General features: G+C 45.1%; 19 protein-coding genes. 14 read left to right on the forward strand and 5 right to left on the reverse strand.

What is annotated here, in order from left to right; translation table 11 throughout:
* Positions 1-27: 27 nt before the first annotated feature.
* A complete protein-coding gene (locus tag HGO26_RS00210; protein WP_168822523.1) occupies positions 28-1,941 on the reverse strand; it encodes an ABC transporter ATP-binding protein in 1,914 nt (637 codons plus the stop codon).
* A 253-nt stretch (positions 1,942-2,194) separates the two neighbouring features.
* On the opposite strand from HGO26_RS00210, the gene HGO26_RS00215 reads away from it, so the two are divergent.
* The 7 genes from HGO26_RS00215 (at position 2,195) to HGO26_RS00240 (ending at position 8,692) form a co-directional block, all read left to right on the forward strand.
* On the forward strand, positions 2,195-2,398 hold the full coding sequence (locus tag HGO26_RS00215; protein WP_012088350.1) for a YheV family putative zinc ribbon protein: 204 nt from the start codon (positions 2,195-2,197) through the stop codon (positions 2,396-2,398).
* An 87-nt stretch (positions 2,399-2,485) separates the two neighbouring features.
* Positions 2,486-2,611 (forward strand): hypothetical protein, encoded by a 126-nt coding sequence (locus HGO26_RS22430; RefSeq protein ID WP_282097965.1) that lies wholly within the window; start codon positions 2,486-2,488, stop codon positions 2,609-2,611.
* A gap of 191 nt (positions 2,612-2,802) precedes the next feature.
* Positions 2,803-3,321: a hypothetical protein gene (locus tag HGO26_RS00220; RefSeq protein WP_168822525.1), complete on the forward strand. Its 519-nt coding sequence runs from the start codon at positions 2,803-2,805 to the stop codon at positions 3,319-3,321.
* Positions 3,322-3,535: 214 nt separating this feature from the next.
* Positions 3,536-4,321 (forward strand): hypothetical protein, encoded by a 786-nt coding sequence (locus HGO26_RS00225; RefSeq protein ID WP_168822527.1) that lies wholly within the window; start codon positions 3,536-3,538, stop codon positions 4,319-4,321.
* A 417-nt stretch (positions 4,322-4,738) separates the two neighbouring features.
* Complete coding sequence (locus HGO26_RS00230; protein WP_168822529.1) at positions 4,739-5,626, forward strand: pirin family protein; 888 nt, start codon at positions 4,739-4,741, stop codon at positions 5,624-5,626.
* A 327-nt stretch (positions 5,627-5,953) separates the two neighbouring features.
* A complete protein-coding gene (gene dbpA, locus HGO26_RS00235) occupies positions 5,954-7,330 on the forward strand; it encodes an ATP-dependent RNA helicase DbpA (protein ID WP_168823046.1) in 1,377 nt (458 codons plus the stop codon).
* A gap of 288 nt (positions 7,331-7,618) precedes the next feature.
* Positions 7,619-8,692 (forward strand): hypothetical protein, encoded by a 1,074-nt coding sequence (locus HGO26_RS00240; RefSeq protein WP_168822531.1) that lies wholly within the window; start codon positions 7,619-7,621, stop codon positions 8,690-8,692.
* Positions 8,693-8,888: 196 nt separating this feature from the next.
* Here HGO26_RS00240 and HGO26_RS00245 read toward each other — a convergent pair whose 3' ends face one another.
* Positions 8,889-10,433: a DEAD/DEAH box helicase gene (locus HGO26_RS00245; protein ID WP_168822533.1), complete on the reverse strand. Its 1,545-nt coding sequence runs from the start codon at positions 10,431-10,433 to the stop codon at positions 8,889-8,891.
* Positions 10,434-11,066: 633 nt separating this feature from the next.
* On the opposite strand from HGO26_RS00245, the gene HGO26_RS00250 reads away from it, so the two are divergent.
* A complete protein-coding gene (locus HGO26_RS00250) occupies positions 11,067-12,113 on the forward strand; it encodes a DUF3626 domain-containing protein (protein ID WP_168822536.1) in 1,047 nt (348 codons plus the stop codon).
* Positions 12,114-12,247: 134 nt separating this feature from the next.
* Here HGO26_RS00250 and HGO26_RS00255 read toward each other — a convergent pair whose 3' ends face one another.
* Positions 12,248-12,766: a type II secretion system protein gene (locus HGO26_RS00255; RefSeq protein ID WP_105251541.1), complete on the reverse strand. Its 519-nt coding sequence runs from the start codon at positions 12,764-12,766 to the stop codon at positions 12,248-12,250.
* A gap of 279 nt (positions 12,767-13,045) precedes the next feature.
* Between HGO26_RS00255 and cydD the strand changes: the two genes are divergently transcribed.
* From cydD to cyaB, 3 genes are all read left to right on the forward strand, one after another.
* On the forward strand, positions 13,046-14,995 hold the full coding sequence (gene cydD / locus HGO26_RS00260; RefSeq protein ID WP_168822538.1) for a heme ABC transporter permease/ATP-binding protein CydD: 1,950 nt from the start codon (positions 13,046-13,048) through the stop codon (positions 14,993-14,995).
* A complete protein-coding gene (cydC, locus tag HGO26_RS00265; RefSeq protein ID WP_168822540.1) occupies positions 14,992-16,743 on the forward strand; it encodes a heme ABC transporter ATP-binding protein/permease CydC in 1,752 nt (583 codons plus the stop codon). Before cydD ends, cydC begins: the two co-directional genes overlap by 4 nt.
* A 91-nt stretch (positions 16,744-16,834) precedes the next feature.
* Positions 16,835-17,422: a class IV adenylate cyclase gene (cyaB, locus tag HGO26_RS00270; protein ID WP_168822542.1), complete on the forward strand. Its 588-nt coding sequence runs from the start codon at positions 16,835-16,837 to the stop codon at positions 17,420-17,422.
* A 318-nt stretch (positions 17,423-17,740) separates the two neighbouring features.
* On the opposite strand, the gene HGO26_RS00275 is transcribed toward cyaB, so the two are convergent.
* Together HGO26_RS00275 and HGO26_RS00280 are read right to left on the reverse strand one after the other, a co-directional pair.
* A complete protein-coding gene (locus HGO26_RS00275; RefSeq protein WP_006082937.1) occupies positions 17,741-17,917 on the reverse strand; it encodes a helix-turn-helix domain-containing protein in 177 nt (58 codons plus the stop codon).
* 93 nt (positions 17,918-18,010) lie between these two features.
* Positions 18,011-18,754, reverse strand: coding sequence for a DUF599 domain-containing protein (locus tag HGO26_RS00280; RefSeq protein ID WP_131524297.1), 744 nt, complete (start codon positions 18,752-18,754; stop codon positions 18,011-18,013).
* Positions 18,755-19,102: 348 nt separating this feature from the next.
* Here HGO26_RS00280 and HGO26_RS00285 point away from each other — a divergent pair, with 348 nt between their 5' ends.
* From HGO26_RS00285 to HGO26_RS00295, 3 genes are read left to right on the forward strand one after another with little or no spacing between them, the layout of a single operon-like run.
* Positions 19,103-20,656 (forward strand): OmpA family protein, encoded by a 1,554-nt coding sequence (locus HGO26_RS00285; protein WP_168822544.1) that lies wholly within the window; start codon positions 19,103-19,105, stop codon positions 20,654-20,656.
* 22 nt (positions 20,657-20,678) lie between these two features.
* Positions 20,679-22,289, forward strand: coding sequence for a flotillin family protein (locus HGO26_RS00290; RefSeq protein ID WP_168822546.1), 1,611 nt, complete (start codon positions 20,679-20,681; stop codon positions 22,287-22,289).
* Positions 22,286-23,140, forward strand: coding sequence for a hypothetical protein (locus HGO26_RS00295; protein WP_168822548.1), 855 nt, complete (start codon positions 22,286-22,288; stop codon positions 23,138-23,140). Before HGO26_RS00290 ends, HGO26_RS00295 begins: the two co-directional genes overlap by 4 nt.
* Positions 23,141-23,219 lie beyond the last annotated feature (79 nt).

The raw sequence follows: 23,219 nt of genomic DNA on the forward strand, positions 1-23,219 counted from the left end.
TGACTTTTATGTAAAAGAACGCTGGAGTTATTGTTGCTCCATGACCTCTTGCTCCATTGCATCTATCTCTTCTTGCAACTCGAGCCATTGCATTTCACTGTCTTCTAAGGTTTGCGTCAAGCTCGTTCGCTCGGTTAATACCGAGGTTAGCTTGGCTTTGTTATCTTGATCATACAATTCGCTATCGGCCAGCAAGTGTTCTAGCTCGGCGAGGCGTTCGCTCAGCTTTTGTTGCTCGGTTTCTAACTTAGTTTGTTTGCGCTTGAGCGGCGATACCTTTTGGCGGATCTCGGCCTCGAGGCGTTTTTGCTGTTTTTTATCGGCGGCAGGTTTGATCTCGTCGCTGGTGCTGTTTTGATTCGAGTTGGCTTTCGCCGCATCGAGCAACCATTGGTGATAATCGTCTAAGTCACCGTCGAAGGCACGTACTTCACCTTGATCCACCAGATAATAATCACTACAGGTTAAACGCAGTAAATGCCTATCATGCGAGACGACAACCATAGCGCCTTCAAAGGTTTGCAATGCCATTGTCAGGGCGTGGCGCATCTCTAAGTCTAAATGGTTGGTGGGTTCATCGAGCAGCAATAGGTTAGGGCGTTGCCAAACTAATAGCGCTAACACTAAACGGGCTTTCTCGCCGCCAGAAAAGGGGCGCACAGGTGAAAGCGCCATATCGCCGTTAAAACCAAAACCGCCTAAGAAGTTGCGTAGCTCTTGCTCTCTGGCATTGGGTGCCAGACGTACTAAATGCTGCATCGGCGTATCGTCGAGGCGCAAAAATTCGATTTGATGCTGGGCAAAGTAACCGATATTGACGCCAGGGTTAGGTTCATACAAACCTGTCAGTGGTGACAATTGGCCCGATAACAGTTTGATGAGCGTCGACTTACCCGCGCCGTTACGGCCGAGTAAACCAATGCGCGCACCTGGTACTAAGTTTAAATGCACCTTGCTAAGGATTGGCTTATCGCTATAACCGATCGCGACTTGCTCCATCTTAATCAGCGGATTGGGTAGGGCTTCTGGAGCACGAAACTCCATATAAAAGGGGCTATCGGCTTGAGACGGCAACAACTCAGTCATGCGCTCTAGTGCCTTTAAGCGGCTCTGCGCTTGTTTGGCTTTACTTGCCTTGTAACGGAAACGGTCAACGAAGGACTGCATGTGTGCACGTTCTTTTTGTTGGCGTTCAAAGGCAACCTGTTGTTGCGACATACGTTCGGCACGAATGCGCTCAAAGGCACTGTAATTGCCTTTGTAGAAATTGAGTTTTTGATTTTCAACGTGGACGATTTCATCAACGATTTCATCGATAAAGTCCCTATCATGGCTGATTAAAATCAGCGTGCCTTGATAGGACTTAATCCAACCTTCGAGCCAGTACATGGTATCTAAGTCTAAGTGGTTGGTCGGTTCGTCGAGGAGCAATAAGTCAGAGCGGCACAGCAGCGCTTGGGCTAAGTTGAGGCGCATACGCCAACCACCCGAAAAGCTTTTTACTGGATTGCTTTGCTCGGCTTCACTAAAACCCAAACCCGCTAACAATGAACCCGCGCGCGAATGAATCGCATAACCACCGATAGCGTCGATTTTGCCGTGTAAGAGTGCGATGGCATTGCCGTCGTTATCTTCTTGGGCCTTGTGTAATAAGGCTTCTAATTGACGATATTCGCTATCGCCATCGATCACATATTCCAGTGCCGAGACGTCGAGCGCAGGGGTTTCTTGGGCCACAGTGGCAATTTGCCAGCCAGAAGGCAGACTAAATTCACCTTTATCTAGGCTTAAGTGACCTAAAATTAATGCGAGCAGTGAGGATTTGCCTGTGCCGTTAGCACCGACTAAACCGACCTTATGGCCGGGATAAATCGTGAGAGAGGTCTCATCTAGCAGGGTTTTGCTGCCACGGATTAATTGCGCTTGGTTGATGCTGATCATTGACTACAACTTGGTTAGAACGTGAATTCGTCAGGGCACAGATAATAGCGTACAACCCAGTTTCAAACCACAGCCTGACCCGATAACTCGGACAATTATTCGACTTTTCAGGATGATCTTTAGCGAATCGCATCACATCGGCTTAAGGCCTCATACTTTCAGGTAACACTGGCATTCAATCATCAGTGTGGCAAAATAGCGCCAATTTCTTCGGCCGAGTCCCTTGGCCCTGCTATCTGGTCCTTTATCTATTATGACAAACACTAAAATCAAAAAGCGTTTCGTAGCCGGTGCTAAGTGCCCCAAATGCAGCGCCAAAGACAGCATTTTACTCTACAAAGAAAACGGCATCGAAACCGTTGAATGCACAGAGTGTGATTACCGTGAACAGCAAACCGATGAAAAGGTGACAGAAAAAGCCACCGGCGCAGTGATCGGCGTGTTTAAACCGGATTAGGTTGAAGATTCAATTCAATTGGATTGCTTCGGCTGAGGACGCCTGTCCTATACCTTATTTTTCCGTTTGTAGCTTTGCGAGTAAAAGGTGCGCAAATCATTAACCACTCGCATTCCAGTGACACGCCGTGAATATATCCCTATAGGCTCGACGGCGGCATCCATGCCGCCAACGGTCACTTCCATGCTAGTGCTTAATTCGATTTATCTCTGAGTACACCTGTTTCGAACTGTAATCACGGTCTTTTGATAATAATCAGTCGGTAACGTCATCGCTAATTAACATCATAAATACGTTTGGCAATGGCGTGATAAGTGTTGTAGGTTATATGAACATAGGTAGCTTGAATTCTTTGTTGTCCCAGCTTACGGCGCTAGGTTTCTCTAAATAGATGGCGAATCTAAATGAATGTTTATGAATGTGAAGAACAGCTAGTTTCTCAAAGAAGAGGAAAATGGTCTGAATCCGGCGTACCTCATAAAGGATGGACTTGTGTTCACATTGAAGACTTAGAAGAACCTGATATTACTTGTGAAATGTGTGAATCTCAGAATGTTAGGTATGTTCATCATATGCAGCATCTGAACTATCCGATTATTCTTAAAGTTGGTTGTGTATGTGCCGGTCATTTGGAAGGTAATTTGAGTGCAGCCTCGAACAGGGAAAGAGTGGCGAGAAACTGGGCAAGTCGCAAAAAACGCTGGTTAACAAGAAAATGGAAGTTATCATATAAAGGTAATCCGCGTTTAAATATAGAAGGTTTTTGGGTAACTGTGTATAACAAAGAGGATAAATGGGGAGCTACGGTAAGTTCGAAAAATAGTAGTTTTTCAAAATATTTATATCGTAAATTTGACACTGAAAATGAGGCTAAATTAGCTGCATTTGATTTATTTACTTTAGCTTTAGCTACAAGATCTTAACTTGCTGTATGCGGACGAGATGCAGTTGTCGCTGGTGAGTAACCCGTAGGTTTATTAATGTTGTAAGAAACAATGTAAGAAACAGAGACTCCCAACCTTAATATTATATTGTTGATCTAAAATGGATAGCCAGATTTTTAATTTATGCGCTGCAAACAGCGCAGCGCATAAATACTAAGACGTTAGATAGCCATCGTAAGTATTGGAGTTGTAAATGGATAACAATGAAAGTCTTAACTATTTTATGAGGCTATTAACGGAAAGGCATAATAATTTAAAGAAAACCAATGATGCTCTTTTTGATGCTTTAATTGGTGAAAATAAAGACACGAAAGAGAAAACTTGCCAAGCTAATCTAGATGCTGCAAATAATTTATCTATGTCTCTTGCTACAGCAGATCGTCCAGACTGGCTGAAAATAACTTTACAGTGGTGCAAGTGGTACATCGATAATCTGAAAAGAGATGACGCAAACAAATATCTTTTTAGTAATATATCGCCAGTTAGAAATGATCTATTGCAACATAAATGGTCTTTATCTAAGGAGAAAGATGATGCTGACTTTCATTTTGATGAAATGTACGAAAGATTTAAAAAAGAAAGTAAGCTTCCTGAGTTTTTTGATGCCTTAATAAGTACTTTAGAGAAAATGATTGCTAGCGGTGAAATTGATAGCATTAAAACAATCAATAGTATTAAGCAACTATTATCACTTTTAAGGCAGAATAAGTCTGGTTCCTATTTTTCTGTAATGGCAAGTTGGGAATTTATGGGCGGCTTTATAAAGAATACTCTATGGGAATCTCTAGATTCACTCCCAGTGGTAAAGCAGCTCAAAAAAGGTTTTGAAAAGACTGTGAGTGAAATGGATATAGAGCTTGAAGAATTACACAACTCTATTGCTCAGGAAATGAAGAACAAATACAACACTACCGTTAATTCGTTAACTTACAAGAAGCAAGCTGAAAACATTCTTGAGCATAAAAAGGATATAGCCTAGTCGAGTAATTGGCTCTCCATCAAGCGCCTAAACTAAAGGAAGCACAACAGCAGGCTTGCACTCCTAAGTCGCTAATTTTAGACTGCTATTTTGCGTCGGTTAGGCAAGCGTTACCCATAGAAATCTTAATCCGAAACTCACTAATTCGAGCTAACGATCTAACTCGAAAATGTCCAAAAGCGTGCTGCGTAAGGCTTTTTAATCGACAGGTTACGCTAATGCTATGACAAACCTGTGTGAGTGGATATCAACAGCCTACCGTTCTATTTTTTCGAATGTTTAGGCCGTGATTTCGCGTTATTCTTTTGTAAACTTCCTTGTTATTCTGCCTTCATCAGCAAAGCGTTTGCGTCTTGTGTTAGCCGTACGGTCTTGGCGTTTCACGTATCGCTTTGCTCAACCGATAGGAGAGCAGCAATGAAAGTATTAAGTCAGTTTTCCGCCAAAGCCGCGATGGATGGCGATGGGGTCAATATTCGCCGTGTCGCCGATTTTGTGACGACTAAATTTGATCCTTTCTTGATGATCGACGAAATAAAATCCGATGATGAACAAGATTTTATTGGTGGCTTCCCCGCACATCCTCATCGCGGGATGGAGACCTTCACTTACATTCGTAAGGGCGGTTTTGAGCACCGTGACCAAATGGGTAATGTGAAGGCGATTCGTGCCGGCGATGTGCAGTGGATGAGTACCGGGTTCGGTGTAGTGCATTCTGAAATGCCACTTGCCGATGCTGTCGATGGTCTGCATGGATTCCAAATTTGGGTCAATATGCCCGCCAAAGACAAGTTGCGTCCAGCGAAGTATCAAGATACCGCGGGTAGCGCGAGCGTTGAAGTGACCAATAACACTGGCGCTAGCTTAAAAGCCTTAGCGGGTGATTGGGGCTTTAAAGAGCAACCGCTTATTAGTGCGACCATCCAAGGATTAGCGGGCGAAGCAGCCATTGCCGATCTGAGCCTAGCACCAAATGCTGAGGCCACGCTTGATTTGTCTCAACACGAGTTTGTCGCCTTGTACTTGTACCAAGGTGACTTATATAAAAGCGATTCGAGTAAAGGTGAAGATTCACAGTGGTCATCTGCTTCAAATCAACATCATCAGGGCGAGTTTTTAGTGATCGATAGCCAAAGTGTGCTTAAGCTTAAAGCCGATGAGCGCGGCGCTGGGATGCTACTGTTTGCGGGTAAACCTATCCGTGAAAAAATCGTCCAGATGGGTCCCTTTGTGATGAACACCCAAGCGGAGATTCAGCAGGCGATTCGCGATTACCAAGCAGGGCGTTTCGGCCAGATCGCGTAATTTGTTAAATCTGCCGCACTGAGCTAATTCTAAATCCAAGCCTAAGCCCTGTATTCCTGCAGGGCTTTTTTGTTGCTGTTTACGCCTGCTATGTCTATTGCTTAAGGACTTGAGGCAAAAGCTGCGCTTTGTTGCTACAATAGCCGTGCTTTTGGGTTGAGCGAGCCTAGCGCTTAAATCTAAACTCAAGCTAGCCCAAAGTTAACCTGAATCTTGATAGACCAGTTAAATCGATAAGTAACGCAATTTCAGTAACCTAGCAGCCGCTTCGTTACCCACCACAGGATATTCACCTTGAGCAACTCTGATACTAAGCCTAATCCATCAATGGCTTTTTCGACTCTTAAGCTAAAACCCGAACTGCTTGAGAACCTTTCTTCTATGGGCTACAACGAGATGACGCCAATTCAGGCGCAAAGTTTGCCACCCATTTTAGCGGGGCAGGATGTGATAGGTCAGGGTAAAACTGGCTCGGGTAAAACGGCCGCCTTCGGCTTAGGATTACTGAACAAGTTAGACGTTAAACGCTTTCGCATTCAAACCTTAGTGTTATGCCCAACCCGCGAGTTGGCCGACCAAGTGGCGCAGGAAATCCGTACCCTTGCCCGTGGTATTCATAACGTTAAAGTACTGACACTTTGCGGCGGTGTGCCTATGGGGCCACAGGTTGGTTCGCTGGAACACGGTGCACACATTATTGTGGGTACGCCGGGTCGTATCGTCGATCACTTAGATCGCAATCGCTTAGATTTAAGCAATCTCAACATGTTAGTGCTCGATGAAGCCGATCGCATGTTAGAAATGGGCTTCCAACCCGCTCTAGATGCGATTATCGAACAAGCGCCACGTGAGCGTCAGACGCTGCTATTCAGCGCGACGTTCCCTGAGCAAATTCAATCAATTGCCAAGCAAATCATGTATGACCCAAGCATGGTTAAAGTTGAAGGTAATCACGATAGCTTAAGCATAGCCCAACATTTTTATCACTTAGATGATGACAAGGCGCGTATGCAAGCGCTGCAATTATTGTTGTTAGAACATAAGCCTGAAAGCGCTGTGGTGTTTTGTAACACAAAACGCGAAACCCAAAAAGTGGCCGATGAGCTTGAAGGTTTAGGCTTTAGCGTATTGGCTTTGCACGGCGATTTAGAGCAAAGAGATAGGGACGAAACCCTGCTGCAATTTGCTAATAAGAGTGCCTGTGTATTAGTGGCGACCGACGTTGCCGCCCGTGGTTTAGATATCGATGCGCTGGATGCCGTGTTCAACTATCACGTCGCCTATGACACCGAAGTGCATATTCACCGTATCGGTCGTACTGGCCGCGCGGGCTGTAAAGGCGCCGCTTATACCTTCTATAACGACCAAGACGGTTATAAAATTGCCTTGTTAGAAGAGTATTTAGAGCGCGAAATCACCAGCGAATCACTGCCATCTGAAAGCCTGCTCGGCAACACGCCTGCAGCGCCAACCATGATCACTCTGCAGATCGATGGTGGTAAGAAGGAAAAACTGCGTCCAGGGGATATCTTAGGCGCGCTGACGGGCGAAAACGGTATCGAAGGCTCACAGGTGGGTAAAATCCAAGTGACAGATTACCGCGCCTATGTGGCCGTTAATCGTAAGGTTGCCAAGAAAGCACTGAACAAAATTACTGGCGGCCGGATCAAAGGAAAATCTTACCGCGCTTGGCCAATGAAGTAAGTTTGGCCTAGCTTGAGTTGAATCGTACCTCGATTTAATTCGCTCTATTTTTAAAGGGAATAAACTCAGGTTTATTCCCTTTTTTGTTGGGTTTTATCACCGCCGTTACTGTGCCTTTTGTCCACGTCACCGCTAATCTTATTGGGCGATTAAGTAACACTTTGTATTTGTCTGCTTAATTGATATGTCCCTCAGCTTGCCTGTGTTAGAAGTGATTCTGAGTAAAAAATAAATGAGCAGATAAACGGCTTTGTCAGGTGATAAGGCGTGCATCGGTTTGGAGTATTTATGTTTCGATGGACTATTTTACTAAGCATCTTTTTGAGCGCAGCGAGCGCTGCATCAATTCTGCCAGAGCCGCAACCGGAGTCTAAGTCAGAGTCGCAACCGTTACAGCACTTCATCTACATTAACCATCGTGAGGCCAACGGAGAAAACATTCGTGCCGACAAGGCGCTGCGCGATCCCCGTTTTGGCGGTGCGCAGATTGTTTATACTTGGCGCAGTTTAGAGCCTAAGCAGGACGAATATGATTTCAGCGCGATTAGGGCCGATATTGCATATCTCGATTCGATAGGCAAAAAATTGTGGATCCAGCTGCAAGAGAAATCCTTTACGCCCAGAGTCAATGTGCCGCGTTATTTGCTCGATGATCCTATTTATCAAGGCGGTGTGTTGAAGCAAAGCATGTTGAGTGCACCAGAGCGTGATCCCAATAAACCGGTGACGGATGACGAATACGGCTGGTCTGCCAAAATGTGGGAGCCTTCAGTGCGTGCGCGTTATCAGCAATTGGTGCGTCAGCTAGGCCAAGAGTTTGATGGGAAAATTGCGGGCATTAACTTTAGTGAAAGCTCAATTGATGTGGGGACTGAAAACGCCGATGGAACGACTACCTTCCCCAGTGATTTTAATCCTAAAGCCTATATCGATGCGATTGGCGAGAATATGCAGGTATTAGCTGAGTCATTTCAGCATTCAACCGCTATGGTGTATTTGAACTTTTTGCCAGACGAATGGCTGCCATGGAATGACAAAGGTTATATGCGAGGCTTATTTGCGCAAGCCAAATCGCTCAACATGGGTGTGGGTGGCCCAGATCTGATGCCTTACCGTAAAAGTCATATGGCACAAAGTTATGCCTTTATTAAAGAGTACCCAGCGACACTGGTGAAAGGTATGGCGGTGCAAGACGGTAATTTGCGGCAGATTAATCCTAAAACGGGTAAAAAGAATACTGTGCCTGAGCTGTTGAATTTTGCACAAAACTACCTAGGCTTAGACTACATTTTTTGGGTTGAAGATGAACCTTATTTTACGGATGAAGTCCTGCAGCAGTTGCCAGATACAAAGGCGAATTAATTTAGGTTGCCGTTTTAGGCTGTTTTTAAGGCAGTGATTGTTCAAGCCGATTATTGTTCAAAGCGTAGATAACGAGCTAAGCATCGATAAAGACAAACTAAGACAAACAAAAACGCCCAATTCCATGCGGAGTTGGGCGTTTCTGTTTAGGGCTTAATACGGCTAAATCGCTAAGCAAGTTCGCTTAGCTTTTGCATTAATCCTGTGAATGTCTTGGACGACTCGCACCATTATTTGGGCGACGGGTGTTTTTCTTTGGGCCATTGGCGTAAGGATTCTCACCCGCTTGGCCACGATTCTCGCCAGCACCTGAACGGCTTTCAGTTGGACGACTAGCGCCTGCGCTATTGGCTCGGCCATCGTTTGAACGTGGTGGACGAGGTTTGGCATCACTGCGGGGGGCGCTACTGGCTTCACCGCTGTGTCTTGGATTCTTGTCGTTTGGCTTGTGACCGCGCGCGACGTCACCGCTGCGTTGACCGTCTTTATGCTCGGCGCTTCTTGGAGCTCCATCGCGTGAGCTAGGTTGGTTTGAGCTGCGGGTATTTCTACGACTTGGTACTGATTTACCGCTACTTTTCCCACCGCCACCTAAACGTGATTCTGGCAATTCATGGTTAAAGCCTTCAACCATTTCTCGGTCTAATACGCGATTGATTAAACGCTCGATATCGTTCAGCAGTTTGATTTCTTCGTTACTTACCAGTGACACGGCTTGACCCGATGCGCCAGCGCGGCCAGTACGGCCGATACGATGCACATAATCTTCTGGCACGTTCGGTAAGTCGAAGTTAACCACTTGTGGTAATTGGTCTATGTCTAAACCGCGGGCGGCGATATCGGTCGCAACCAGTACGCGAGCTTGACCATTTTTAAAGTCGGCCAAGGCTTTAGTACGGGCGGTTTGGCTCTTGTTACCGTGGATAGCGGCGGCTTTGATACCTGCCTCTTCAAGGCTTTTCGCCAGACGGTTAGCACCATGTTTAGTGCGCGAGAATACCAACACTTGTTGCCAATCGTTTTGCTTGATGAGTTGGATCAAGAGTGCCGATTTTTGGCTCTTATCAACTGGGCAAACCCATTGTTTTACAGTGGTCGCCGCCGCGTTACGTGGCGTGACCGAAATTTCGACTGGATCATTGACTAGGCCTTTTGCCAGCTCACGAATTTCATCGGAGAAGGTGGCTGAGAACATCAGGTTTTGACGTTGCTTAGGTAAAATGGCCAAAATCTTACGGATATCGCGGATAAAGCCCATGTCGAGCATGCGGTCGGCTTCATCTAACACTAAGATCTCAAGCTGGCTGAATTTCACCGCTTTTTGATTATATAGATCCATCAATCGACCAGGCGTCGCGACTAATACGTCGACACCGTGGCGCAATTTCGCGATTTGTGGATTGATAGGCACGCCACCAAATATCACCGCTGAGCGCAGTGGTAAATTCTTACCATAGGTTTCAACACTTTCTGCAACCTGAGCTGCCAATTCGCGTGTCGGAGTTAACACTAATGCGCGCACTTGGCCTGCTTGGGCACGGTTACCTTTACTCAGGAGTTCGAGCATAGGTAGGGTGAAACCTGCTGTTTTACCTGTTCCTGTTTGGGCGGCCGCCATCACATCTTTGCCTTGAAGCACAGCGGGAATTGCTTGAGCTTGGATTGGCGAAGGTGTGTCGTAGCCTTGTTCGGCAACGGCTTTAAGTATCGGGGCCGATAAGCCCAGGGAGGTAAAACTCATAGATTGGTCTCTTGTGGCAACACTGTGCTGCATTTATGGTCAATAGCCAGGTCTGCTGGCGGGCGTGCAGCTTACAGGATCAGGGCTTTAAGTGCCATCTAATAAAGGTTTTTGGGCTGGGTTTCATTCATATTGGCACATAAATCGCTTGTCGGCGGCTTTCACTCGGCCTCGCTTATCTTTTAGGCGCAAGTTTAGATGGCAGAGTTTGAGGTTATGGAAGTTAATTGATTTCAAGGTACAAGATGACTATTAGGCTTATTTCATAATATCAATTGAAGTCATAGGCATTTTTTATCTAGAGTTAGAATGAGTTAGCGGTAGATCACGCTACAATAATGAGAGTGGTATAAACTAAAGTCGATTGGAGTAGAATTAATTAATGACGCAATTGGTTTCGCTATCTGTTCAGTTCGTGATTGATGTTATTCGCTGAATTTTTAACAATGAACCGAGCGAAAGAATTATTGAGTGTTTTCACGATCACGTTTAACTGAGTCATTCATGTTTAACTTAGTCATTTAGATGGAGTGGCTTAAGAGCAGTTCTCTGCATGCTTGCGATTTATCTCACGTTTATTTTAGGATGAGGCATTGTGGGAACGGTTAAACGCCTCTCATTTATAGGTGGATTATGACAGCGATACAGCATATTGAACGCCTTGCACGAGGACGCAGTGAACAAGCCGTCGCTGTGATTAAAAATGTGCAGCAGATGTCAAATATCCCCATGCATGAGATGCAACTCGCGCTTAAACAATTGCTCAACTGTGGCCGAATTGCGCTGCATTTTCACCCCGATAGAATCGATAGCCGTGGTATGACTGTTGCCGAAGGTTTACTGCGCGATGGTCAATACCGCAGCCAGTTTGAGACCCATATTTCCAATGGTCAGTTGTCACCTGAGTTAGGTGGCCCACGTGATCATTGGGAAAATCAGCTTTTTGGTGATGTATACAAGGGCACTAAATCTCGGCCTAAATACGGTGCACTCGATCTGGGCATGTGGCAGGACGGTCCCGCTCCACGTTTTGGTAGCTGTTATTTTCTGACTCATACGAGTGCGATGGCGCGCTCAACCTTTAGTTATCTCGACTCGTACCGAAATCCGAAAGAGAAGGGCACGCTGTCATGTTTCGATGATATTTTAGCGGCGCTGCTGACTGAGAGTTTTGAGCGTCACTATGCCTTAGGCAAAGCCGATTTTAAGCCGCTGAATGTGATCCATTACTTGGGGCATCAGCTCAATGCTTCCTTGCTGTCACGTTTCGAGCGGCCGCTATCGAATAATCTTGACCATTATATTGAGGCGCAGATCCACGGTGATGTTTCCCTCGATGAAGATATCGCCATGCTGGTGGCGGACCCCAGTTTTAAGGGTACTGATATTGGCGCAAGCTTAAGTAAAATTTGCGATAAATATGATATCGAGCTGCAATATCATGGTGGCTTTAGCCTGCATACGGCGCAGATCCCCAGTGATTTCCGTGGGCCAACTATGCCATCGCTGGCTAATCGGATTGCCATAGAAGACAGAGTCGATGCCTATGCCATAGGCGTGGCGGCGCGGGATTTATACCATTCGCCCCAGCATTGGCGTGACCGCGGTAATCGTGCGCAAGTCGCCCATGAACTTAAGTTGCTCTGGCATGTGCTAGTGAAATACGGTGGAGTGCAATAAGCGCGAACTCTTTAAAAATGCTTAATTGTAAACGTAAGCATTAACAACAAAATGAGTTTAGAGCGCAAATAAAACAGCGAGACAACCTCAGGTTAACTCGCTGTTTTATATGGATATTTTATCGTCAAGGTCGCCTAGCAACCAGTGTCGACTTTTTTATAAGTGGGAACGCCCGTTGTCTCCCATTTATAGTCGATATAGCAATTTGTCGCTTCGACTTGCGCTTCTGTGGGCGTGGCAAGGTTCAGTTTTTGCTTTGGCGTGGCGATAACTTCATAGGTACCGTTGGTGGTGTAAATTCGATAGGACCACTCATTCACATTTAGCCCTGCCGCTTTAAAAATTTCTGGCGGAGTCGTGTAAGCCGTACTTGGCGTTATACCGCTGGTACTGGCAGCCCAAGGCTGATAGTTTTCACCACGGATTTCGTCGTAAACGACTCTATTCGTGGTGCCGCTATTAGCAATTTCCGACTTTGATTTGAATAGGGTCACGGCGGATTTCATCGAAGCCAGTGCACCTGAGAGCTGACTCTTATAGGCATCTGATTGTAAATTAATGAATTTAGGCGCAGCTACTACGGCTAATACGCCAAGAATAATAATAACTACAACGAGTTCAATCAGGGTGAAACCAGCATTTTTATTTGGCATAGATAGAGGACATTTAATACAAAGAGCTTCATGCTACCTAAGTTTTTAAAATCAGGCTAGTACTCGGTAAAGTTCCGTTAACTCCTAGATTTATTTATCTTTAGCTCGTTTTTGTGAGTCCGCTAGCAAAAGTCTGTGATAGGGTTTCATCTGTTGTAGATGCCTGCGATACTGCGTCCCTATCGGAACTTTTTAGCTGTTGCAAGCCCCTTAAACTGAGTTGTTATCGATAGTCGATCCCCGCTACGAGTCGCTTAATTGTTTTCTTGTTGGAGCACCATGGATAAGTCGTTAGAAAAATCCCTTCTTGTTTGGCTTAAAGCCCAGAAAAAAGCCTGTGGCCTGTTCCTTAAATTGTCGTTATGGCTTGGGATGATAAGCGCCGTCGCTATGGTGGCGCAGGCTTATATTATCGCGACGATTCTGGATGGCGTGATCATAGGGCAAGTTATACCGCTAACTGACAATGCCCAAACGGTCAGTTCCAGCGTGAGTATTGATACCTATACACCTCATTTTATTGCGCTAATTGCCTTGATGTTACTGCGTGCCTTGCTGGCTTATGGGCGTGAACGCGCCAGTTTTGAGGCGGGTAAGCGTCTACGTGGCCATATTCGCGCGGCAGTGATGGACAAGTTGACTAAGCTAGGTCCGGCATTTATTAAAGGTAAACCCGCAGGGAGTTGGGCAAGCATAGTCTTAGAGCAAGTCGAAGATTTACAAGATTTTTATGCCAGATACCTTCCGCAAATTAGCCTTGCTGGTTTTATTCCCTTACTCATTTTAGCAGCGGTATTCCCGATTAACTGGGCGGCAGGCTTAATCCTGTTACTCACAGCGCCATTAATCCCTATGTTTATGATCTTAGTTGGCATGGGCGCTGCTGATGCTAATCGCAAGAACTTCAGTGCGCTTGCAAGATTGAGCGGCCATTTTATGGATAGATTAAAAGGCTTAAGCACGTTGAAACTCTTCCACCGTGGTGATGCCGAGCTTAAGGTGATCGCTACTGCTTCGGAGGAGTTTCGTAGCCGCACTATGTCGGTGCTACGCATGGCATTTTTAAGCTCGGCAGTCTTAGAGTTTTTTGCCGCGGTATCGATTGCAGTATTGGCGGTTTACTTTGGTTTCAGTTACTTAGGTCACTTAGATTTTGGCTATTATGGCGCCCATGCCAATATTAGTTCAAGTACAGATCCTGACATGGGCGGTATTCCTTTCAGCTTATTTACTGGGCTATTTATTCTGATTTTAGCTCCTGAGTTTTATCAACCGCTGCGCGACATGGGGACTCATTACCATGCTAAGGCGCAGGCTATAGGCGCGGCAGAAGCTTTGATTACCTTGCTCGAACTTCCTGAACCTGAATTTGCCGGCCACGTCCGTATCAATAGCATAGAGACGCTGAGTGCCGACAATCTTGAGGTGTTCAGTGTTGATGGTACGCGTTTACTTGGCCCGCTGAGTTTTGAGTTAAAAGAGGGTGAACGCTTAGCTTTAGTTGGTCCGAGCGGAGCGGGTAAAACCAGTTTACTCAACGCCTTATTGGGATTTTTACCCTACAAGGGCCATTTGTTGATTAATGGCCATGAGTTATCCGCATTAGACTTAGCCCATTGGCGACAGCACTTAGCTTGGCTTGGACAGGAACCGCAGTTATTTCACGGCACAGTGCGGGATAACGTTGCCTTAGCCGACCCAACTCTGCCCGACAGTCAAATTTGGCACTTGCTGGCAGAGGCCAATATTAGCGAGTTCGTTAAGGCGCAGCCATTGGGTTTAGATGCCCCAGTCGGTGAACAATCCTCCGGTTTATCCGTTGGCCAAGCTCAACGTATTGCTTTAGCAAGGGCGCTTGGGCAGCAGGCGAGTTTGTTTGTCCTTGATGAACCCACAGCCAGTTTAGATAGCCAGAGTGAGCAGGCGGTGAGTTTTGCGCTGAATCGCGCCATGGCGGGTAAAATGTGCATTATGGTGACCCACAGATTAGATCAGTTAGATCAAATGGATACTATTCTTGTGCTTGATAAAGGCTTGATAGTACAGCGGGGCGACTTTACCACTTTGTCTGACACACACGGCTTATTCCAAACTTTACTGCGTGAAAATGTTGAGTCCGTGGCGGATATTGAACTTGTACCGTTATCGGCAAGCGCAAGTGAGACGCAGCTTGATAGTGACGCTCCACTCGACATTGCCGCCGAGTCTACTAAAGGAGATGCCCAATGAAAGTGCTGATCCCCTTTATTCGATTGTTCTCGCGCCAGTGGCTAATGATGTCCGTGGGCTTGCTGCTGACCATTATTACTTTGATGGCTGGCATAGGTTTACTGTCACTTTCGGGCTGGTTTCTTTCCGCTACCGCGGTCGCGGGTTTGACAATAGTCACGGCACAGTCCTTTAACTTTTTCACTCCCGCTGGCGGGGTACGTTTCTTATCAATTGCCCGAACCGCTAGTCGTTATGGCGAGCGTTTAGCGACCCATGAGGCGACCTTTAAGTTGCTGACTGAACTTCGTGTTTGGGCGTGGCGTAAACTCTTGCCGCTAAGTGCTAAAAATCTGCAGGGGCTACGCCGTGGCGACATGCTCAATCGCTTGGTTGCCGATATCGATACCCTAGATCACCTTTACCTGCGACTGCTCACGCCTATGGCAGCATCCCTTCTGATGACGGGGCTCTTGTATCTGTTTCTTGCTTGGTTCGATGCCAAACTTGCCCTGAGTCTTTGCTTATTCTTAGTCGCTGTTTGGCTGGTGATGCCACTGCTATTTTATCGCCTTGGACACGCGCCAAGCCGAACTATGCTCGAGACCAAGCGTCATTATCGGGTGCAGTTGTTGGATATGTTGCAAGGCCAAGCCGAACTTAGCCTATTTGGCGCGAACGACAGATTCAGGCAGAAACTGAATGATGCTGAAATTGCACTTTTTCGTAGCCAAAGCGCGATGGCCAATATCACTGCTCTCAGCCAAGCCATGTTGATCCTCTCCACGGGCTCAGCCTTGATCATGATGCTTTATTTAGCCGCTCAAGGTGTGGGTGATGCCGTGCCGCCGGGGCCCATGTTTGCACTTATGGTGTTTGCGACTATGGCCTGCGTCGAGATGATGATGCCGATCGCGGGCGCGTTTCAGCATTTGTCAGGCTGCGTATTGGCCGCAACGCGAATTAATGAAATCACCGAACAAAAGGCCGATATTCAATTTGCTGTCGATACTGGCCTGAGGGCAAAATCTGGCGCATTACAGATTGAAGATATCCACTTTGGTTATCGAGACGATCAAAACGTGCTGCAAGGTTTGTCCCTTGAGATAAAAGCGGGGCAAAAAGTCGCGTTACTTGGGCCAACGGGTTGCGGTAAGTCGAGCTTATTGACGCTGATTACCCGAGAATGGCAAGCGCAGCAAGGGCACATCAAGCTCGATGGTCATGCACTTTCAGAGTACAGCGAGCGCGGTCTTAGGGATGCGATTACTGTGATTAGTCAACGCATCTATTTGTTTGCAGGTACTTTGCGGGAAAACTTAGTATTAGCCTTACCTGTTATCGAGGGCGAGAAACGCACGGCCCACGACGCACGCTTGATTGATGTGTTACAGCGGGTTGGACTTGGCGCTTTACTCACGGGTGATAAGCCGCTGGATATGTGGATTGGTGAAGGTGGACGTCAGCTTTCGGGTGGTGAGCAGCGCCGAATTGGTGTTGCTAGGGCGCTGCTGCGTGATGCGCCGCTGTTATTGCTCGATGAGCCAACAGAAGGGCTAGATAAACGCACCGAGCGGGAAATTTTAAGTTTACTGTTTGAATTTGCTCAGGATAAAACCTTGCTGATGATTAGCCATCGTTTAACGGCTATGGCGAAGATGGATCAAATTCATTTACTCGGTCAGGGGAAGATTATTGCGTCTGGTACTCACCAGAGCTTAATTGAAGACAGTGCAGAGTATCAGGCCTTGTACCAAAGACTCGCTTAAGGTTTTGGATTTAATCTTTTGGAATTAAGACGTTGGCGCTCAATATTATAAATAGCGATATATTTTACCCATTAAAAGCGGATATGAATCTATGAACCCTGCGATGCCGGAAGCATTAGCCCCACAAATTAATGCCCATTTTAATGGTAAGTTTGAGGTCGAGCTTAAATACCACTTACTGGATCGCCACGCTTTTTTCGCTGCCTTACAAATGAGAAATCCCGAGGTCATGCTCGAAGATAACCTTGAGCATGACTGTTACTTTGATCTGCCATCACAGTCACTTAAAGGTGAGCACAAGAGCTTGTGTATCCGTGAGATGCAGCCATCGGGGATAATGCTGTGGATAGTGAAAGGGCCAGAAAAAGACCGCTGTGAAGCCGTTAATATCACTGAAGCAACAAAAGCAAAAAGTATGCTGCAGACCTTAGGTTATGAATGCGTACTGGAAATTAAAAAGCGCCGCAGTATCTATTTTCTGGGTGAATTTCATCTAACAATCGATCATATCGAAGGTTTAGGGGATTTTGCTGAACTCGCGATTATGACCAATGATGAAACCCTGTTGCCTAAGTATGAAGTTCAATTGCAACAACTCGCCGTTGACTTAGGCCTAAGTGAAGTGCAGCGGGAGTGGTTATCCTATCGGCAGTTGCAGCAGGCTTTAAATAATAAGTAATGGTTCAATCTTTTGGATTAACAGCTTGAGGCTTAATAGCTTAAAGTTTCATCGCTTAAGTTTTATGGTTTACACCGCTAGATTTTGCCTAACCAATCCTTCGCAACAAACCGCTATGGCTAAGTTCAAATCCCTTTGAGCTTCACTGTCCATATCGCATTCACCGTTTGTTTTAACTCGCTATCGACGACTTAAACTTAAGCAGCGTACTTTAATTCGAGTATCACATTTCAATTCAAACCACCTTTACAAATTCAAATTCAAACGGCTTACATACTGATTATTCAGTTTTATTTGCCGTTAGTTACTTGATGCGTTTTAGCCTAAGCGTTGCGAAAAGGCGAGGTAGCGTTTAACTTCCGCTTCGGGGAATTTTAATTCGTCACCATCTTGAACACTTGAGAGTAAATTCTCCCGAGCGAAGCGTTTGATGGTCGCAGGTGTTTTATCTAGCATTTTGCACACTTCATCTAAGGTTAATAAGTTATCGCTCATGGCACTCTCCCAGTAATTCAATAGAAACACGACCCAAAGAGTATAGAACAATAATTCCAATCAAGATGACGCCAGCGGCCTAAACCGCCAAGGCTATGATTCTATTTTGTGGTTGCGGGCGGTTTCCCGCACTTGGCTCTCTATTTGGAGATGGCCTTTCGCTGCCGTGATCGCCAGAACGGCACGGGACTTGAATTCGCGGCGATATAAGGTTGCGACCACAAATAAGCTGGCCGAGATAAAGAGTATAGGGTGTACAAACCAGCACAATACCGCCATTGAAAAGTAATAGGCACGTAAACCATAGTTATAGGAGTGTGCCGCTTGATCTTGCACTGTCGCCATTTGTCTTGCATAAGCTTTGAGATTGTCATTTGAGCCATCGGTGTCCAGAGGACCCGCGCCTATCATCACGTTCACAAAGCCGTATTGGCGCATTGACCAAGTAAACTGGAAGAAGGCCATCACAAAAATGCCGACTAACAGAGCTAACTTGACTTGCACCAGCGCATGATTCGGTGGCGTAGCGAAGGGAATCGTCGCAATAACACTTTCTAGTCGTTCAACTTGTGCAAATAAGGTCAGTACACCCGCAAGCACAAACAGCGTGGTCGAGGCAAAAAAGGCAATATTTCGCTCAAGGTTGGCCAGTAGCGCCGCATCCCCCACACGCACGCCGCGGGTCATCACCTCAAGCATCCAGTAAATTCTATGCTTATGCAGACCACGGGCAATACAGTCGGTATCTCTCGCCTTGCTACGGGCAAAGGCGGTATAGCCAGCCCAAGAAACGATAAACCACACCAATGCAGAAATATCTAACAACGAAAATGTCATAGCCACCTTAGTAAAATGTAATATGGGGAGAAAGAGAGAGATTAGTCATGTGTAGATTATGAGGTCTATGAAAGATTTGGTGCAACTGAGAAACGATTCCCAGTAATGATTTTTTTGCATAGTGATTGTGACTTCACATTAGGATAAAACTGTTTTATGACAACTCCTGTGTCAGTCGCTTAAATATCTTCGATATAAAGTTGCTCACAAATTTCAGCCTTAATTAATATTTTGGTTACATCAGTATCAACTTTAGATTGACTTTTTAGGGCTAATTCCTTCTAATCCTTAACTTAATTTATTGCATCTAAAATTCAATTTTGAATTTTTAAAAAGTTAGGGATGACTATGAAGTCAAATTTGAAATCCATATCGCTCGCAGTTGCTGGCGTATTAGCGCTTAGCAGTTGTGCCATCACTCAATCTGTTGAAGATAATAAAGAAACTGTTATTGGTTGTGCTATTGGTACTGGTTTAGGTGTATTGATTGGGAATTATTTAGGTGGCAATGAAGGTATGCTTTATGGCGGTGCTGCTGGTGCTGCGATTGGTTGTACCGTTGGTTATGATTTTCAGCAAAAACGCGAAGCATTAGAACAGTTAGCGAAAACAGAAAATCTTGATATTCAATTTACTTCAATCAGCGCTTCAAAAGCATCAGATGAACAACAAAGTAGCTTACTGATCAGTTCAACCGAACAAACCATGTCGAAGGAAGATTCAGAAAAGTACGCTAATTATCAAGTTGTGGGTATGGCTGCGACAGTTTCGAGTAATAGTGAAGTGATGTTTGCTTCTGGAGCTTCAGAGGCGACGCCACAAGCTAAACAAAAATTTCAAAAACTCGCCGCTATCTATAAAGACTCTAAACAAAACATTTTGATTACAGGTCATACAGATGCCAGTGGTGCTGAATCGTTAAATCAAGAGCTTAGCGAAGCGAGAGCGCGTTATGTGGCAACCCTCTTTAATCAAGCTGGCATTCCGACTGAGCGATTATTCTTCCAAGGAGCAGGGGAGTCACAGCCTGTTGCAGCTAATAGTGATGACGCTGGCAAAGCAAAAAATCGTCGAGTAGAAATTATTGAAATTGACGGTAAACCGGATCAATTACTGGCCTATTCATACAAACAGAAGGCAAATTTGAGTTATTTATCCCGCCGATCGCAGGATAAAGTGGCAGCAGCCAAGCCTACGACTCAAGTGGAAAAGCAGCCTACAACTCAGCCAAATAAACCGAGCACTTCACCAGCTCAAATACAAATGACGGAGTCGGAAATCGTCAAGTTACTTGAGCCAGTGAAACTGCAAAAAGCCTTGGTAGATTTTGGCGGTAAGAAAATGCTCGACCCATCGACAAACTTTACCCAGTTAGTGGGTGCTAAAAAAGAGAGCGGTTTTGCATTATTTAGCAAGGCGTATGCATCTGAAGTCTCTAGCCTAAATTGCGCCGTTGAGGGACCGAGAGTCACGGGGGACGTGAAGAGTTTAGCCACAGGTGAGAGCTATAATCGTAAGGATTACAACACAGCAGATTATTTACCGGGTATGAATGGTACTGCTTGGGGTTATAAAGTGAATGGCCATTATATTGGTTTGACCCCTGTTGCTGTAATTAAGGACAGTGGCACGGCTGTTTCTGCGCCTAAAGTGAATATTTGGAAGAATTACAAAGGTTCAAGTAAAGATGATCCAAATTATCAGCTTACGAGCCATGTAGAGACTTATTATGGTGATAAAGGCTTGTTATATCGTGTTTTTACAACGGACAAAGACTCTCCTGTGCGCTGTATAGATGTGGTGATGCCAATCGATCGTTCAGCGACCGCGATTGCTGGCAAGTTGTACTACGAGAAGAATAAAACGGTTTATGAAGCCGATTTTGAACCCAAATTGTTATAAGCAATGTGCTTAGGAGCGGTAAATGGATTTTGTGTCTATGTTATTTAATGAGTATCGCACGTTAGTGTCGCTGTTACTTTCGTTGATGGTATTAGTGGTCATTATTACGGTTTGGTGGGATAAGGTCAGTTTCTGGTGGCTTAATACATGGTATGCCTTTCCGGTAATCGGTAAGGAGAGTCGCTTAGCGAAAGATTATGAAACCCAAGTTAAGATTTACGATAAGGATTGGTTGAATACTGAAGTCGCACTATGTACTGATTTTGCGGCTCATTATGAGAAAGTGAATAAGGACGAGGAGCTTTTCAGTAAAAGCCAAGACTATTTAGGTAAAGTGACTGAAAATGGTCGTAACAACTTACATATTTTGGGGTGGATATTGATTGCCGCCTTAGTGTTTGTTGAAGCAATGGGATTTAGTTACGTTCTTTCAGGTTTCACGATTCCCGGAGCATCGGAAAAACTACAGCAGCAAGGTGCTGTGGGTATCGCCTTCATCATCTCGGTTTTACTGGTAGGTTTAACTCACTTTACTGGACATGAGCTGCATGCTAACTCGCTCATTAAAAAGGCCAAGGTCTGGTGGAAAAATGCTAAAAACCGCGACAAATCGACGCCAGAACTGGCACCTAATACTCGTATTAATTTAGATAAAACCTTTGAGGATGATAATGAGCCTCAATATAAGCAACTCATTAATCGGATCTCTACTAACGCAGAGGTTAAGCCCCGTTATTTTATCACCACGGTTACAGCTATTGCGATCCTAGTGATTGCAGTATTGGCAACCTATGTGCGTGGTCAAGTGCTTGAAAAAATGCATATTGATGAAGTCAATATTCAGCAAACGAGTGGATTGTATCAAGAACAAGACCCCTATGCTGAAGCACCTCCAGCACTCTTACTCGATGAGTCTAAAAGTGCAGGTGATAAAGCAAAGGATGACGTGTGGGATCGTGAACAGAAAGGCGGTTGGGGAACTTTTATTTTTCTTGCTTTCTTATTCATCCTATTACAGATTTTCGGTATTTTGATTGGTTTTAAAACCGGATTTGCTGGCAAACATTCTAAAGATGCGCGCAAAGAAATTGGCAACTTTAAAAGTGAGCGTGAGTTTAAGACGCATTATTCTCGTTTAAAGCAGCAAGTCGCGCGCGTGGCCCAGAAGCGCCTAACTAACTTGCAGCAAAGAATGAATCAAAAAGCTGAAACTAATTGCCAAGATCCTAAGGTGCTAGAGGTGTTAGAGGCCTGTGGTGAGCGTTCATTCCTGATGTATATGGAAGATTTAGGTAATGCCGAAAATCGATATGATCAATCGGTACGTTTACGTGAGCATCAAACATTAGCCAGCCATCAGGCGATGAAAAGTGCCGCTGTGGTGGCAACGTCTCATGTTGTTGAGGTAGAAACTTCCGAAGCACCAGAGGCGATGGAAGCAAGATTGAAAGCCGAGTTTGTTGCTGAAGCGAATGCTAAAAAGGCTGTAGAGGCCGAAACGCCAGAACAAGCTGAACAACGTATTCGACAAGAGCTGCTTGCTGAAATAACTCAGCAAAAAAAGGTTGTTGAAACGGAAGAACAGATGCGCGATCGTTTACGCAAAGAGATACTTGGAGAGTTAAGTTCATGACAGGAATGACAAAGCTTGCTAAGTTGGTGGTTACTGGCTTGTTTGGCACTTTAGCTATTTCTATGTGTTTGCCTGCGATGGCCGCTGAGAGAAATGATATTAAAAGTTGCTACGAGTTTGCCAAAATTGATCCACTAACAGCAAAGACAGTTTCTGGCCGACATTTGTTTGTGGCGATCGATGGTACTTTTTCTCCGGACATAAATATTAAACAGTTAGTTCATGAGAAAGTGCATCTCTTCCTACAAGCTGGGGATAAAATCACTATCATTAGCTTTAGTGCTTATGTAAAAGATTTTTATACCGATGTTTTGTTTAGTGGCAGGCTGGATACTGATATTGCTGACAGGGATGACGTATCGAAGAAAAATCTAATGGCTTTTGATAATTGCATGAATAAGCAGGCTCAGTTCGTTAGAAGTAAAATTGATGCCCATATAAAACATGCTTTTAAACCTAATGATGTGGATTTGCCTAAAACTGAAATCCTCAGTAATTTATCTCAGGTTATTGCGCCGCAAGTGGCTGCCGATACCGAAGGACGCCGAGTATTGTTACTTGTGTCCGATATGGTTGAAAATTCAGATGTGACCAGCTTTTACAGTAAAAACACCTTAAAAGTTATCGAACCTGAGCAAGAAATGCTAAAAATACAAAAAGCGAACATGCTGAGTGATTTTAAGCAGGCAGATATTTACGTATTAGGTGCGGGTTGGGTTCCTGCTACATCAAAAGGATTTAGAGGCGGTCAAGTAATGTTGCCGTTGAAACAGTTTTGGCAGCAGTATTTTGAGTCCTCCCATGCTGAACTTAAAGGTTTTGGTCAACCCGTATTAATGACGGATATGTAATGACTGGGATTTTAATTAAGTTGTTACGTCATAGATAAGTACCGTTTTAGACTCTAATAAAAAAGCCAGACTCAGTCTG

Origin of the sequence: Shewanella oncorhynchi (genome assembly GCF_012584455.1) — a bacterium.
GTDB lineage: Bacteria > Pseudomonadota > Gammaproteobacteria > Enterobacterales > Shewanellaceae > Shewanella > Shewanella oncorhynchi.

Coding starts and splice junctions, on each gene's coding strand:
- HGO26_RS00295 (WP_168822548.1), top strand. CDS start 22,286: ATGACAGGAATGACAAAGCTTGCTAAGTTGGTGGTTACTGGCTTGTTT.
- HGO26_RS00285 (WP_168822544.1), top strand. CDS start 19,103: ATGAAGTCAAATTTGAAATCCATATCGCTCGCAGTTGCTGGCGTATTA.
- HGO26_RS00255 (WP_105251541.1), bottom strand. CDS start 12,766: ATGCCAAATAAAAATGCTGGTTTCACCCTGATTGAACTCGTTGTAGTT.
- HGO26_RS00210 (WP_168822523.1), bottom strand. CDS start 1,941: ATGATCAGCATCAACCAAGCGCAATTAATCCGTGGCAGCAAAACCCTG.
- HGO26_RS00230 (WP_168822529.1), top strand. CDS start 4,739: ATGAAAGTATTAAGTCAGTTTTCCGCCAAAGCCGCGATGGATGGCGAT.
- HGO26_RS00240 (WP_168822531.1), top strand. CDS start 7,619: ATGTTTCGATGGACTATTTTACTAAGCATCTTTTTGAGCGCAGCGAGC.
- HGO26_RS00290 (WP_168822546.1), top strand. CDS start 20,679: ATGGATTTTGTGTCTATGTTATTTAATGAGTATCGCACGTTAGTGTCG.
- dbpA (WP_168823046.1), top strand. CDS start 5,954: ATGGCTTTTTCGACTCTTAAGCTAAAACCCGAACTGCTTGAGAACCTT.
- HGO26_RS00245 (WP_168822533.1), bottom strand. CDS start 10,433: ATGAGTTTTACCTCCCTGGGCTTATCGGCCCCGATACTTAAAGCCGTT.
- HGO26_RS00275 (WP_006082937.1), bottom strand. CDS start 17,917: ATGAGCGATAACTTATTAACCTTAGATGAAGTGTGCAAAATGCTAGAT.
- HGO26_RS00215 (WP_012088350.1), top strand. CDS start 2,195: ATGACAAACACTAAAATCAAAAAGCGTTTCGTAGCCGGTGCTAAGTGC.
- HGO26_RS00280 (WP_131524297.1), bottom strand. CDS start 18,754: ATGACATTTTCGTTGTTAGATATTTCTGCATTGGTGTGGTTTATCGTT.
- HGO26_RS00250 (WP_168822536.1), top strand. CDS start 11,067: ATGACAGCGATACAGCATATTGAACGCCTTGCACGAGGACGCAGTGAA.
- cyaB (WP_168822542.1), top strand. CDS start 16,835: ATGAACCCTGCGATGCCGGAAGCATTAGCCCCACAAATTAATGCCCAT.
- HGO26_RS00220 (WP_168822525.1), top strand. CDS start 2,803: ATGAATGTTTATGAATGTGAAGAACAGCTAGTTTCTCAAAGAAGAGGA.
- cydC (WP_168822540.1), top strand. CDS start 14,992: ATGAAAGTGCTGATCCCCTTTATTCGATTGTTCTCGCGCCAGTGGCTA.
- cydD (WP_168822538.1), top strand. CDS start 13,046: ATGGATAAGTCGTTAGAAAAATCCCTTCTTGTTTGGCTTAAAGCCCAG.
- HGO26_RS00225 (WP_168822527.1), top strand. CDS start 3,536: ATGGATAACAATGAAAGTCTTAACTATTTTATGAGGCTATTAACGGAA.